This is a genomic window from Thalassospira mesophila (genome assembly GCF_002115755.1).
GTDB lineage: Bacteria > Pseudomonadota > Alphaproteobacteria > Rhodospirillales > Thalassospiraceae > Thalassospira > Thalassospira mesophila.
In genome coordinates this window covers 162,186-175,767 of record NZ_JFKA01000008.1, presented here as the reverse complement: position 1 = coordinate 175,767, position 13,582 = coordinate 162,186, and the positions used below count along the sequence as shown (strand labels likewise).

Sequence of the window (13,582 nt, the reverse complement as noted above, 5' to 3'; positions counted from 1 at the left end):
CGGTTTCGATCAATGAGGTTTGGTATAAGTTGGCGCCGTGCTTTTTTGTCTGCCTGCTTTTACGGGTATCATTTCGGCCGATATCCAAAACAGGTTGCAAAGCAGCGTTGGTGGGCTCTGCCGGTATCACGCAATGGTGAAAGCAGTTCATATGTCAAATTGCAATTCCGGCTCTATTCTCAGGATGGTACATGCCATGTTGTGATCGGAACGGCCCATTGGCAGCCCCGAATTTCTGGCGAAATTTCCGGTTATGACAGGGTCGGAAAATTTTGTACGACACCACCTCCCGCGCCAAACGTTAAACAGCGAAAATACCAACGAGCGATCTGATGCCATCAAACAACCGGCCACCGCAAAACAAAACCCCGCCTGTTTCCTGCCGCCCCTGTGCAAGGGATGGCAAAGGGCAGGCATGTTTTACCCTGAAACGGTTATTGCCGGTTGGCATTCTGGTGCTGGGCCTGTGTGCCGCGTGGTATTTTGGTGCCACCGAATTTCTGTCGTTTGACACCTTGCGCAGCCACCGCACCGAGATGCAAAATCTGGTGCAACAAAACCCGGTCACCAGCGTGATTGGCTTTATCGTGATTTACATTGTGGTGGTTGCCCTGTCGCTGCCTGCCGGGTCGATGTTAACAATTATTGGCGGCTTTTTGTTTGGCGTTACCGCCGGAACAATTTACGTCGTTATCGCCGCCACCCTGGGTGCCGTAATTGTGTATCTGGCCGCACGTTATGCCTTTTACGATTACATGCACGCCAAGGCAGGCCATGCCCTGCGCAAAATGCAGCAAGGTTTTGCCGAAGACGCGCTAAGTTACCTGATGGTTTTGCGTCTGGTGCCGTTATTTCCCTTCTGGCTGGTTAATCTGGTGCCTGCATTGTTAGGCGTTAAACTGCGCCCCTTTATTCTTGGCACCATGGTTGGCATTATTCCCGGCACATTTGTTTATGTCTCCATCGGCGACGGCTTGGGCGCGCTGTTTGATCAGGGCAAAATGCCCGACTTTGGCATCATATTTGAACCGCGTATTTTAACCCCGATTATCGGGCTCGCCGTGCTGGCCCTGATCCCGGTGGCCTATAAAAAATATCGCAAACACAAGGCCGGAACCCCCGCATCATGAGCACCCCGATTGAAACCGACATTTGCGTTATCGGCGGCGGATCAGCCGGGTTATCGGTGGCGGCCGGGGCCGTGCAAATGGGCGCACGGGTTGTTCTGATTGAAAAAAGCCGCATGGGCGGCGATTGCCTTAATACCGGCTGTGTACCGTCCAAGGCCTTGCTGGCCGCCGCCCACCATGCCCATGCCCTGAGCCGCAGTGCCGAATTTGGCATTCACACAAGCCCGCCCACCGTTAATTTTGCCGGGGTTATGGCCCATGTGCGCGATGTTATTGCCGAAATTGCCCCACACGATTCGGTGGAACGGTTTGAACGGCTGGGCTGCACCGTTATCACCGATCATGCCCGCTTTACCGGCAAAAACGAACTCGTCGCAGGCGGGCAAACCGTGCGCGCGCGCCGCTTTGTCATTGCCACGGGGTCCCGCGCCGCCATACCGCCCATCCCCGGTCTTGGCGATGTGAATTATCTGACCAACGAAACCCTTTTTGAAAACACCACCTGCCCCGACCATTTAATCATTATTGGTGGCGGCCCGATCGGCATTGAAATGGCGCAGGCCCATCGCCGCCTTGGCGCGCGGGTGACGGTTATTGAACAGGGCAGCATCCTGCCCAAGGACGACCCGGACCTTGTTGCAGTTGCCCGTCACGCCCTGGAAGATGACGGCATCAGCCTGTATGAAAATGCCATGGCAAAACGGGTAGAACCCCATGGCCCCGGCTGCCGGATTACCATGACGCATAAAGGGGCGGAGCTGACCATTGATGGCAGCCATTTGCTGGTGGCCACCGGGCGCAGCCCCAATATTGCCGATATGGGGCTGGACCTGGCCGGGGTGGAATGTGCCAAGGGGGCAATCACTTTCGATGCCCGCCTGCGCACCAGCAACAAAAAGATATTCGCCATTGGCGATGTTACCGGCGGTCTGCAATTTACCCATATGGCCGCCTATGACGCCGGCATTGTTATTCGCAATGCCCTGTTTCGCCTGCCCGCCAAAATCAATTACAGTGCGGTGCCGTGGGTGACGTTTATCGACCCCGAAATTGCCCAGGTCGGCTTAACCGAAAATGCTGCGCGTGCCCGCCACGGCAACGACATTCGCGTTGTGACATGGGATTACGCCGAAAATGACCGCGCCCGCGCCGAACGGCAAACATGCGGCCTGATCAAAGTCGTCACCACCGCATCGGGCCGCATTTTGGGGGCTGGTATTGCCGGGCATCAGGCGGGCGAGCTGATTGGTTTATGGTCGCTGGCGATCAGCCGTAAAATGAAAATCGGGGCTGTTGCCGGGCATATCGCCCCTTATCCCACATTGGGCGAAATTTCCAAACGGGTGGCCGGGGCATGGTACACGCCCAGCCTGTTTGGCAAAAAAACCCGTAAAATCGTGCGGTTGCTGTTACGCTTGGGCTAGCGCATATTTTCGTCATCAGAACCCGCTTTGCCACCCGTGCCCGCACCAGCACCCCAACCATGATCCGGCCATATGGATAGACCACATCTTCGCCTGCCACCCTGGACCAAATCGCTGTCGGCCCGCTTGCTGTTTTTAACCGTCGGGTTTGTGATGCTGGCTGAAATCTTTGTCTTTGCGCCCTCGGTGGCGCGGTTTCGCATCGACTGGCTGCGCGCCCATCTTGATTCCGCCTATCTTGCTGCGCTGGCCCTTGAAGCAACACCGGATCAGATGGTGTCCAAAGATCTGGCGCGCGAATTATTGTCCAATGCCGGGGTTGAAGCGGTGGTTTTGCGCCGTGAAGATCGCAAATTGCTGCTCCAGCGCGACGATATGCCCGCCAAAACCGACCATAATGTCGATCTGGGCGAATTTACCATTGCCTCGGCATTGTCCGAGGCATTTGAAACCCTGATCCAGCCCAAAGACCGCATGTTACGCGTGATGGGCATGCCCTCGATGGCGCCAACCTTTAAAATCGAAATTCTGGTGCATGAACATAAACTTGCCCATGAAATGTATGAATTTGGCTGGCGGGTGCTGGGTCTGTCGCTGGTGATTTCGTTTTGCACGGCAGCACTGGTTTATTTTGCCCTTAACCTGTTGCTGGTGCGCCCGATGCGGCGCTTTACCCGCGAAATGATCCGGTTTCGCAAAAACCCGCAAGACAGTGCCAATATTATTGTCCCCGATCACCGCGAAGACGAAATCGGCATTGCCCAGCAAGAACTGGCCAATATGCAAAAAGACCTGCAGGCAATGCTTAACCAGCGCCGCCGTCTGGCCGCACTGGGCACGGCAGCCACCAAAATCAGCCATGATTTGCGCAATGCGCTGGCAACATCGATGCTAATGACCGAACGCCTGGCCAGCAGCGACGACAAGGAAGTGCGCGCCGTGGTGCCGCGCCTGTTGGCTTCGATGGAGCGGGCGGTTTATATCAGCGAACAAACGCTGTCTTACGCCCGCGAAGCCCCGCCAGTGCTGGATATTTCGCGTTTCACATTGCTAGAACTGTTTGAAGAATGCAGCGAAACCATCTGCGAACAGATTGCCGTTGGCAAAATGGACGACACCGACCTGAGCCAAAGCCCGATGATCATACCGCCCCTGGCACCGCACCCGCGCGAAGTGGCACTAAACATTGCCGATGAAATGGTGGTCGAGGCCGATTATGACCAGTTATTGCGGGTTTTTGGCAACCTGATCCGCAATGCATTTGAAGCCGGTGCCAGCAAAATCACCATTACCGCCAGTATGTGTGACAGCCCCCGGCCCACCGATAATAACGACCTTGCCGGGCCGCTTGACCTTGGGTCTGTTTCCGCCCGATCCGACGATTATGACGACCTGCCGGTGTCGCCCGCGCAAAAATCCATTCAGATCCTGATTACCGATGACGGGCCGGGTTTGCCGGAAAAAACCATTAAAAACCTGTTTGTCCCCTTTGCCGGAACCGCGCGCAAGGGCGGCACCGGGCTGGGCCTGGCCATTGCGCGCGAATTAATGGTGGCCCATGGCGGCAATTTGCGCCTGCGTGCTTCTGGGCCACAGGGCACCACATTTTGTGCCATCCTGCCGGTTAACGCCACGCCAACCGCGACTTCCCCTACCGCCTGATATCGCCATATCGCCATATCGCCGCGCAAGTAACGTCAAGCACCGCGTTTGTGCGAACTGACCCGCAAAAAAATGCAGCTGACCTGTATGGAAATTTGCGCCGGAAACTGTGCAACGGCAATTCCTAAACAGTTTTTTGGCGAAATCCATATGCTGCCCCGCGCAAATCAAAGGCATCATTTCAAGCCCCCCGAAATACCACACGCAATCAGGACCACTTTTCAACGGCATCATCGCCGTGCCGCGAATACGAAAACCCGTAAATAGATTTTACCTATCAAAAATAACATTTTATTCGATTTAACCCGGCGATTTGAATTTGGCATAGTTACGGCAAGGCGATACCGGGCCCATATCCCGATCCCCGATCCGCTCCTGACCCCGGGTTTGGTATCGCCCAAAAATTCACCAGCCCCCAAACTGGTCCCGGTTATCTGATCGCTCCCGCACAGATAACCAAATACAAAACCCCGCCGGGCAAGCTGGCGGGGTTTTGGTTATTGCTATATTTGAAATTAAATTTCACGATTAGAAATTTAATCGCGCCAAAAGTCCGGCGACAGCAAAATCAGCACAGTGAAAACTTCCAACCGGCCAATCAGCATCCCGGCCGACATCATCCATTTCGCCCCGTCGGGCAAAGTGGCAAAATTGCCCGATGGGCCCACAATCGGCCCCAGCCCCGGCCCGACATTGGCAATCGCGGTGCCGGCACTGGAAATGGCGGTGACAAAATCCAGCCCCATCGCCCCCAGGCCCGCGGCCAGCACGACAAAGCAAAACACAAACAGGAAGAAAAAGCTCAGCACCGATTCCGTCACATCCTCGGTCAGGGGTTTGCCGTTATAATAGGCAATGAAAACCCCGTGCGGGCGCAGCATGTGATTGAGCTGAATTTTGGCAATTTCATAAAGAACCTGCAGGCGGAAAATCTTGACGCCACAGGTGGTGGACCCGGCACAACCGCCGACAAACATGACAAAAAAGAACACCGCCACCGCAAATGCCCCCCACAAACCATAGTCCGTGGTGGCATAGCCCGTGCCGGTCATTACCGAAATGATATTAAACGACGAAAACCGTAATGCGGTCCAGAAACCGACATTATTAACTTCGCTATGCCAGATCGCCACGGCAAGGATGATGCTCGCCGCAATGGTGACAAACCAGCGCACCTGTGAGTCCCGAAACAACGACAGGGGCCGCCCGCGCAGGGTTTGCAAATACAGCAAAAACGGCAGCGCCCCGGTGGTCATGCCCAGCGTGATAATCACATCAATCAACGGATTGTCATAATAGCCAATCGAGGCATCCTTAGTCGAAAAACCGCCCGTGGCAATGGTGGTCATGGCGTGCGCCACCGCATCAAAAAACGACATGCCCGCCCACCACAACAAGAACGTCCAGATAATGGTAAACACCACATACAGGGTGAAAATGCCCATCGCGATCTGGGTGGCGCGGGGAAAGGCCTTGTCCGATTTGTCGGAATTTTCCATACGGAAAAGCTGCATCCCGCCAACACGCAGCATCGGCATGACGGCAATTGCCATCACAATAATCCCGATCCCGCCCAGCCATTGCAACAAAGCCCGCCACAGCAAAATGCCCGGCGGTGCGGTATCAAGCCCGACCATCACGGTTGAGCCGGTGGTGGAAATACCCGACATGGCTTCAAAAAACGCGTCGGTATAGCTCATATTCATGTTGGAAAAGGCAAAAGGCAGGGCCGACACCGCCGTAAGCACCAGCCAGCTTGCCGTGGTCAGGATAAAAGCCTGACGCGAGGTCATGCGCAATTTTTCGGTGCGGTTCATCATCACCAGCGCCCCGCCAATAAACAGCGAAACCGCCGAGGCCGCCGAAAACACGCGCCAGTCCGGGTGGCCATAATACAGATCGACCAGCGCCGGAACGATCATGCCAATCGCAAGCGTTGCCAGCAAAATGCCAATGATAAAAAGGATTGGTCGAAAATCGATCAATGAATAGCCCCGTCTTCGCCTGTCGGCATATGGCCGCCCTGTTTGTTCGTCACCGCAATATCATGTGCGATGCCGGTTTGCATCCTGCTTTGAGACCATCGCGTGCAATCGCGTTCACAATATGGGCCCGGGCTGATGCAATCTGGTTTACGGGCCTGATGAACGCTTCAAAAACCCGGCCATTCGCCACTGCGCCATGCCGCCCGCAAGGATGCCCGGTCAGGCGGCGGATTCTTGGCGAAAGTCCCGGCAATGTCCAGTTCTTTCCCTGTTTCACGGGCAGAACCGGGCCGGATGCAGACATATCCCGGCGATGGAAGACCGTAATATTACGTAGCGTACCAGCAAAATTACCGTTTACGGCGAAACGGAAAACACTTTCGCTGCAATAGCGGGTTGGCAGCGGCCCGGTCAGCCGCTATATCGCAAGGTCTGACATGCCTAATTGAATGAAAGCCGCAGCGGAAATGTCCGAACTTTCCAAAACCTTTATCCTCACCATCACCTGCCCCGACACCTTTGGCATTGTTGCCAGCGTCACCAGTTTTCTGGCCGACGAAGGGGCGTTTGTGACCAAGCTTGAACAGTTTGGCGACCCCGAGAGCAAACGTTTTTTTATGCGGGTCAAATTCGAGGCAGGCCGGGCATTACGAACGGAGGCCGAATTTGGCGACAAATTTGCCGCCATCGGCAACCGGTTTTCGATGCAGTGGCATTTGCATGATTATTACCGCAAGCCGCGCGTGGTTCTGCTGGTGTCAAAATTCGGTCATTGCCTGAACGATATTTTGCACCGCGTGGCATCGAACAATTTGCGCATTGAAATTCCGGCCATTATTTCCAACCACGAAGAAATGCGGGGCATCGTCGAATGGCACGGCATTCCTTATTATCATTTGCCGGTCAATCGCGAAAACAAGGCCGAACAGGAAGGCAAGCTGCTTGATGTGGTAAGCGCGCATAAAGCCGACCTGGTGGGGCTGGCGCGCTATATGCAGGTGCTCTCAACCGAGCTGTGCCAGGAACTTGAGGGACGGTGCATTAATATCCATCACTCGTTTCTGCCCAGCTTCAAAGGGGCCAAGCCCTATCATCAGGCCCACAAACGCGGCGTCAAGCTGATTGGGGGCACCGCCCATTATGTTACCGCCGACCTTGATGAAGGCCCGATCATTCATCAGGCCGTGGAACGGGTCGACCACAGCATGACAGCCGAAGACATGGTTGAGATTGGCCGCGATATTGAATCGGTGGTTTTTTCCCGCGCCATCCAGATGCATTGCGAACACCGGGTTTTTCGGAACGATAGTAAAACGGTTATTTTCCGACGCTAGAAAATTTTCCCCGGAATGCCGTTATAACCAGAAAATCCCCGGTCAGAAATCCATCTGACCGGGGATTTTTCATACCAAAAGTGCAAAAACTATCGTTACGAGTAGTAAAAACGGCGATGGCGTTCCGCGGTAATTTAAAATAGATTACACAACAGGAAATGATAATGAACGCGCATATCATTGGCCTTGTTTTTGTCTCTTAATCAGGAAGTCGACGTGCCGGGAAAAAAGCTACATTTCGCCATCATTCTTTGTATTTTGCTTGGAATAGGCTTTTTGACGACCAGTTTTGTCAGCTTTTACGTTGCCCGCGATTCCCTGCAAGAACAAATCGCCGAAAGCACCTTGCCGCTTACCAGCGACAACATCTATTCGGAAATCCAGCGCGACCTGTTGCAGCCGATTTTCATATCGTCGCTGATGGCGCATGACACTTTTTTCCGCGACTGGACCCTGAATGGCGAAAAAGACCCCGAACAGGTCAAACGCTATCTTAGTGAAATCCAGAAACGTTATGGCACGATAACGGCGTTTTTCGTCTCGAACAAAACAAAGAATTATTACCATACCAGCGGCATCTTAAAGCAGGTCTCGGAAGATAACGCCGATGATGCATGGTATTTTCATGCGCTGAACATGAAAGACACCTACGAAATCAATGTCGACCATGACACGGCCGACCGGTCGCGACTGACAATTTTTGTGAATTACCAGGTCCGCGATTACGAAGGAAAAGTCATTGGTGTCACCGGTGTCGGCCTGTCTGTCAGTTCGGTAACCAACCTGATCGAGACCTATCAGCAACGATATGGCCGTACCATTTATTTTGCTGATCGCAATGGCAATATCACCCTGCATGGCAGCGATTTTGGCAATGCAGCCACCTTGCAAACCCGCAAAAGCATCCGCCCGCTGGCAACCCAGATCCTGACATCGCCGGGAACATCGGTCAGCTATAATGACGGCACCCAGACAATTTTCGTCAATAGCCGTCTGGTACCGGAATTTAACTGGCTTTTACTGGTCGAACAGCATGAACAGCTGGGCGACCAGCGGATCGAAAACACCTTGCTGATCAACATTGCCATTTCGCTGTTCATTACCGTATTGGTGGGCTTTACCGCCTATTTCACCATTCGCGGATATCAGCGACGGCTTGAAGAACTGGCGTCCTATGACAAGCTGACATCGGCCTGCAATCGCCAGGTTTTTGATCTGGTATTTGAAAAAGTTACCAAGGCGTGCCGTCGGCGCAAGGAAGCCTTGTCGATGATCTGCATGGATCTGGACCAGTTCAAGGAAATCAACGATACCTTTGGCCATCCCGGTGGCGATGCCGCCTTGCGCGATGTTGCCAGCATGATCCGCAGTGTTATTCGCGATGAAGACACCCTGTGTCGTTGGGGCGGCGACGAATTTGTTGTGTTGCTGCCGGGCAGCGACCGCAGTGCGGCCATGCTAATCGCCCGCAACATTGCCGATATGATCCGCCAGAACGGTGTGCGCTTTGGCCGCGAAAACATCAACCTGACCATCAGTGCCGGTGTCACCGAATATCGCGACAATGAAACATTGTCGTCGATCATTACCCGCGTTGATCAGGCCCTGTACAGTTCCAAAAATGCCGGTCGCGACCATATTTCGCAGGCCTGATCGGAATACAGGCGACACCCACAAGCATTTGATTGCAAAGACGACATAAAAATGGCCCCGCAATTTTTTGCCGGGGCCATTTTCGTCTTGTTGGGTGCCGGTCAGTCATACCAGCCACGAGAGTTCTGCTCAGGCAATCGATGCTTCGGCAATCTGTACGGCATTGAGGGCGGCGCCCTTTAACAGTTGATCCCCGGCAACAAACAGTTCCAGCCCGTGGTCACCGAAAATCAAATTGGTACGAATGCGGCCAACTTCGACATCATATTGTTTGGTCGCGTTGATCGGCATCGGATATTCCAGCTTTTCCGGGTTATCCACCAGCTTCACACCCCTGGCTTTCGCCAGCACATCACGGGCGGCCTGCGGGGTTACCGGCTTTTCGGTTTCAACCACGATCGATTCCGAATGGGTCCGTTCGGTCGGGATCCGCACTGCGGTGCAGGAAATCGCCAGATCGGGCACGCCGAAAATCTTGCGGGTTTCCCAAGTGACCTTCATTTCTTCACGGGTATAGCCGTTTTCCTGGAAGGTATCGATATGCGGGATCACGTTAAATGCCAGCGGATGTGAAAACACTTCCGCCTTGATTTCCTCGCCCTTCAAGCCTGCCGCCAAGCCTTCGCGCAGTTCGTTCATGCCCGGCTGCCCTGCACCTGATGCCGCCTGATAGGTGGAAACAAACACCTTTTTCAAGCCAAACGCCTGATGCAACGGCCACAAGGCCACGGCAGCAATGGCGGTGGTGCAGTTGGGGTTGGCAATCAGCTTGGCTGTTTTGGCAAGGTCGCCATTGATTTCAGGCACAATCAGCGGCACATCGTCGTTTAAACGGAAAGCCGATGAATTGTCGATCACAAGGGCACCGTCCCCCGCCGCAATTTGCGGCGCGTATTCCTTGGCGAAATCGCCAGATACCGCCAAAAACACGATGTCGCATTTTCTGGCTTCTTCAACCGAAAACAAAGTCACGGTTTTAGTGCCGTATTTAGTCTCCAATGTTTTCCCTGCCGAGCGCTCGGACGCGAAAAGGGTAAGCTCACCCACAGGAAAATTGCGATCAAACATAACGTTGATCAGCTCGACGCCAACCGCACCGGTTGCGCCGATGACACCGACATGGAGATTTTCGGCACTCATAATATCTGACTATCCTCGTAATTTGTTGTGTCGTTTTGCGACCCCCGCGATCATCACGGGCCGTGCATTATAGGGATATCCGCCTATAACGCAAATCCGGGATCGTGCGGGTTATCGCGCAGAATGATTGCCCAGTTAAACGCAAATCGGGCATTATTGTTCCGTGCTGCCCTGGCAACGCACAACAAATGCCGGTGATCGCCGGTCTGTCAGATCCCATTCATCATTGATGATTTATGGCATGCAATTTTTGGCAAAGTCGCTGGTCTGGTTTGCGGTCCAGTCGCTTTTGGGCGTGTGTTCCAAATTGTTACACCAATCCCTGCTGCCAATTTCCGGCGCGCAGGCCACCAGTGTCATCGTTACCATCGTGGCGGTCAGGACAATGATCGTTTTGCGCATCGTTCCCATCAGGCTCCTCCGTTCTGGTTATTGTTAACCTGAACGCTAAAGCGGCGATGGGGCGAAAACAGGGCAAATACCTGTTCATCTAACGGCAACCAGCCCGATTGTGGCCCATACAGGCCTGATCGGACGTTATTTTTCTGAAAAATCAGTCACGCCAGAAGGCCGGCATCAACAACACCAGCAGGGTTTCAAATTCCAGCCGGCCCAGCACCATGGCAATATCAAGAACCCATTTTGCCGCATCGGGCAGGCTTTGGAAATTGCCCGCAGGGCCGATAATTGGCCCCATACCCGGGCCAACATTGGCAAGGGCGGTGGCAGATGCGCTCATCGCGGTAACCAGATCCAGCCCGGTCAGGCCCAGTGCCACGGTAACGCCGATATAGCTGATGGTCAGCAGGAAAACAAAAACCGTCACCGCACTATAGATGTCGCTGGTGATTTCGTTGCGGTCAATATAGCTGACCGTCACCGCGCTGGGGCTGCGCAAGCGCAGGAAATGGGCGCGCAGGCCGCTAAACACCACATAAAGGCGAAACATCTTAAACCCGCCCGCCGTAGAGCCGGAACAGCCGCCAATAAAGGTGGCAAAGAAAAACAGCATCACCGCCACCGGGCCCCATTGCAAATAATCGCCCGACGCAAAGCCGGTTGTGGTGATGACCGATACCAGATTAAATGACGCCAGCGTAAAGCTGGCCCATAAACCATCGTCGGAAATTTGCATCAGGCGAATGGTCAGCAACACGGTAAAAAAGGCCGACACCACAAAAAACAGGCGTATTTGCTGGTTATCGAACAAAGCGCGAATGCTGCGTTTGCGCACCATCACCGCATAGGCGGTAAAAGGCAGGCCGCCCGCAAACATAAAAACAGTACCCACCCAGTGCAGGGGCCAGTTACCGGCAAATTTGCCAAAAGACTGATCGGTGGTGGAATAACCACCGGTGGCCAGTGTGGTCATGGCGTGGTTGATGGCTTCAAACCAGGTCATGCCGAAAATACGGTACAAAACCATGCAGGTCAGCGACAGCATGGCGTAAATCACCACGATTTGCAGGCACATGTCACGCATGCGCGGGCTAAGCTTTTCCGACCGGTCCGAGCTTTCCATCTGAAACAACTGCATACCGCCCACCCGCATCATTGGCAGCAGGGCAAGGGCGGTCACGATAATGCCAATTCCGCCCAGCCATTGCAGAATAGACCGCCACAAAAGCAGACCCGGCGGCATGGTATCAAGCCCGGAAAGCACGGTGGAGCCGGTGGTGGTTAACCCGGAAATGGTTTCAAACACCGCATCGCAAAAGCTGATATTCAACGATGAAAACCACAGCGGCAAGGCCCCGGTTACACTGACCGCGATCCATGAAAACCCGGTCAGAACATAGCCCTGACGGGCCGTTACCCGTGGTCCGATATCGGACCGGCAGGCAAGGCAGGTCATGCCGCCAATACCAATGCTGGTAAACGATGCCTGGGTGAAAATCAGCCAGTCCGGGTTGCCAAAATACAAATCCACACATGCCGGAATCAGCATGGCCGCACCGATGATAATGACCATCAGCCCAACAACAAAAAAGATCGGTTGCAGTCGTAACAAGGCGGCATCCATGCAAGTTTGTACGATCGGCATTAACCCTGCCGGGGCTTTTGGGTCGGGAACGATCTGTAAACCCCGTTATCGCGCGGGCAGCGCCAGCATGGCTGTTTATGCCACGCCCTTTTCCCCGATCCCTGTTTTATCCTATGCTCTATAACCGCAAATTGTCCCGGGTGCATCCCGTTATCGCAAACTTGCTGTCAAACTGGCATCTTTTCGCCGTGTTTTCGCATCATCAATGTTATGGTTTGCACCACAAACCGCCAGGAAACGGCATGTCCCTGCCCGCCCGGTTTGTGCGCCCGGCCTCACTGCCCACCCGTTAACCGGGCGACGCATGGCGATATGGCGCAAAGCGGCCAAAACAACGATAAAACAAAGAGAACACCCATGACCCTGCCCGCATATTTATCGCGATTTTCCCACAAATCCCTCCGGCCCCGCCACATGAAAATTCCGGTTTTTCTTGTTGCCGTGATCGCGGCATGGACAGGTTGGCAGGGCACGGCCATGGCGCAAAAAGCCACGACGGCAACGCCCGCCACCCCGCCCGATATCAGCAATCAAACCACGTTCGAGGCCGATGGCCACAAGGTGCTGGCGGTTGATGGCGACACCATTTTGATCGACGGGCACGTGTTTGACATCGCCGGGATCGACGCCCCCGAACTGGGCCAGCAATGCCTGCATGACGAAAACCTGCAAGATTGCGGGCTTTCTGCCGGGATGCAGTTGCAAAAATATTTCATTATGTCGCCATTCCCCGCCAAATGTGTTTTGGCCGATGACCAACGCAACGATGCGGGCAAAAATAACGGACTTGATGGCAAAAACTGGCCACGGGTGGAATGCTCGATCGGTGATCGCGATATCGGCTCGGCCATGATCGCCGATGGCGAAGCCCTGCCGATCCCCGGTTTTTCACTTGATTATGATGACCAGGCCAAACAGGCCGCCAATGCCGGTATTGGCCTTTATGGTGCCAAAATGGTGCCGCCGGTCGACTGGCGCACAGGGACTCGCCTGGAAGGTGAAAGCCAGCGCTGCCTGATGGTCGGCGATGGCAAGGGCCATTATATCAGCCCGCTTGACCCGCGCTTTGTTAAATATGCCCGCGAAGATGCCCCGGTAACGCCGTGCAGCGACGAAGAAGCCCGCGAAAAGGGGCTGGAATATTTGCCGCGCGAATAAAACCGCCATAAAAGCAGGCAGCAAGCTGGCAACAAAAATGCAAAAGAACCCG

At 54.3% G+C, this 13,582-nt stretch carries 10 protein-coding genes; 6 read left to right on the top strand and 4 right to left on the bottom strand.

Annotation, left to right across the window (positions count from 1 at the left end; all coding sequences use genetic code 11):
- Nucleotides 1–332: 332 nt before the first annotated feature.
- From TMES_RS16655 to TMES_RS16645, 3 genes are all read left to right on the top strand, one after another.
- Nucleotides 333–1,130: a TVP38/TMEM64 family protein gene (locus tag TMES_RS16655; protein WP_085584568.1), complete on the top strand. Its 798-nt coding sequence runs from the start codon at nt 333–335 to the stop codon at nt 1,128–1,130.
- Nucleotides 1,127–2,554 carry a dihydrolipoyl dehydrogenase family protein gene (locus TMES_RS16650; protein ID WP_085584566.1) on the top strand — a complete coding sequence of 476 codons (1,428 nt, stop codon included), beginning with the start codon at nt 1,127–1,129 and terminating at the stop codon, nt 2,552–2,554. Before TMES_RS16655 ends, TMES_RS16650 begins: the two co-directional genes overlap by 4 nt.
- A gap of 72 nt (nt 2,555–2,626) precedes the next feature.
- Nucleotides 2,627–4,216 (top strand): sensor histidine kinase, encoded by a 1,590-nt coding sequence (locus TMES_RS16645; RefSeq protein WP_085584564.1) that lies wholly within the window; start codon nt 2,627–2,629, stop codon nt 4,214–4,216.
- Between the two features lie 536 nt (nt 4,217–4,752).
- Here the strand turns inward: TMES_RS16645 and TMES_RS16640 are convergent.
- Nucleotides 4,753–6,201, bottom strand: a complete 1,449-nt coding sequence (locus TMES_RS16640) for a TrkH family potassium uptake protein (protein WP_085584562.1) — start codon at nt 6,199–6,201, stop codon at nt 4,753–4,755.
- Nucleotides 6,202–6,650: 449 nt separating this feature from the next.
- On the opposite strand from TMES_RS16640, the gene purU reads away from it, so the two are divergent.
- Together purU and TMES_RS16630 are read left to right on the top strand one after the other, a co-directional pair.
- Nucleotides 6,651–7,535 carry a formyltetrahydrofolate deformylase gene (purU, locus tag TMES_RS16635; protein WP_425444059.1) on the top strand — a complete coding sequence of 295 codons (885 nt, stop codon included), beginning with the start codon at nt 6,651–6,653 and terminating at the stop codon, nt 7,533–7,535.
- A 276-nt stretch (nt 7,536–7,811) separates the two neighbouring features.
- Nucleotides 7,812–9,188, top strand: a complete 1,377-nt coding sequence (locus tag TMES_RS16630) for a sensor domain-containing diguanylate cyclase (protein ID WP_245835491.1) — start codon at nt 7,812–7,814, stop codon at nt 9,186–9,188.
- Nucleotides 9,189–9,317: 129 nt separating this feature from the next.
- Here TMES_RS16630 and TMES_RS16625 read toward each other — a convergent pair whose 3' ends face one another.
- The 3 genes from TMES_RS16625 to TMES_RS16615 form a co-directional block, all read right to left on the bottom strand.
- A complete protein-coding gene (locus TMES_RS16625) occupies nt 9,318–10,328 on the bottom strand; it encodes an aspartate-semialdehyde dehydrogenase (protein WP_085584560.1) in 1,011 nt (336 codons plus the stop codon).
- Between the two features lie 234 nt (nt 10,329–10,562).
- Nucleotides 10,563–10,739, bottom strand: coding sequence for a DUF3012 domain-containing protein (locus tag TMES_RS16620; protein WP_211275941.1), 177 nt, complete (start codon nt 10,737–10,739; stop codon nt 10,563–10,565).
- Between the two features lie 142 nt (nt 10,740–10,881).
- Entirely contained in the window at nt 10,882–12,372 is a 1,491-nt protein-coding gene (locus TMES_RS16615) for a TrkH family potassium uptake protein (protein ID WP_245835490.1), read from the bottom strand.
- A 414-nt stretch (nt 12,373–12,786) separates the two neighbouring features.
- Here TMES_RS16615 and TMES_RS16605 point away from each other — a divergent pair, with 414 nt between their 5' ends.
- Complete coding sequence (locus TMES_RS16605; RefSeq protein ID WP_085584610.1) at nt 12,787–13,530, top strand: thermonuclease family protein; 744 nt, start codon at nt 12,787–12,789, stop codon at nt 13,528–13,530.
- Nucleotides 13,531–13,582 lie beyond the last annotated feature (52 nt).

Bases quoted from the DNA above. Each gene is read 5' to 3' on its own strand.
- TMES_RS16615 (WP_245835490.1), bottom strand. From the start codon at position 12,372: ATGCCGATCGTACAAACTTGCATGGATGCCGCCTTGTTACGACTGCAA.
- TMES_RS16645 (WP_085584564.1), top strand. From the start codon at position 2,627: ATGGATAGACCACATCTTCGCCTGCCACCCTGGACCAAATCGCTGTCG.
- TMES_RS16650 (WP_085584566.1), top strand. From the start codon at position 1,127: ATGAGCACCCCGATTGAAACCGACATTTGCGTTATCGGCGGCGGATCA.
- TMES_RS16620 (WP_211275941.1), bottom strand. From the start codon at position 10,739: ATGGGAACGATGCGCAAAACGATCATTGTCCTGACCGCCACGATGGTA.
- TMES_RS16655 (WP_085584568.1), top strand. From the start codon at position 333: ATGCCATCAAACAACCGGCCACCGCAAAACAAAACCCCGCCTGTTTCC.
- TMES_RS16625 (WP_085584560.1), bottom strand. From the start codon at position 10,328: ATGAGTGCCGAAAATCTCCATGTCGGTGTCATCGGCGCAACCGGTGCG.
- TMES_RS16605 (WP_085584610.1), top strand. From the start codon at position 12,787: ATGAAAATTCCGGTTTTTCTTGTTGCCGTGATCGCGGCATGGACAGGT.
- purU (WP_425444059.1), top strand. From the start codon at position 6,651: ATGAAAGCCGCAGCGGAAATGTCCGAACTTTCCAAAACCTTTATCCTC.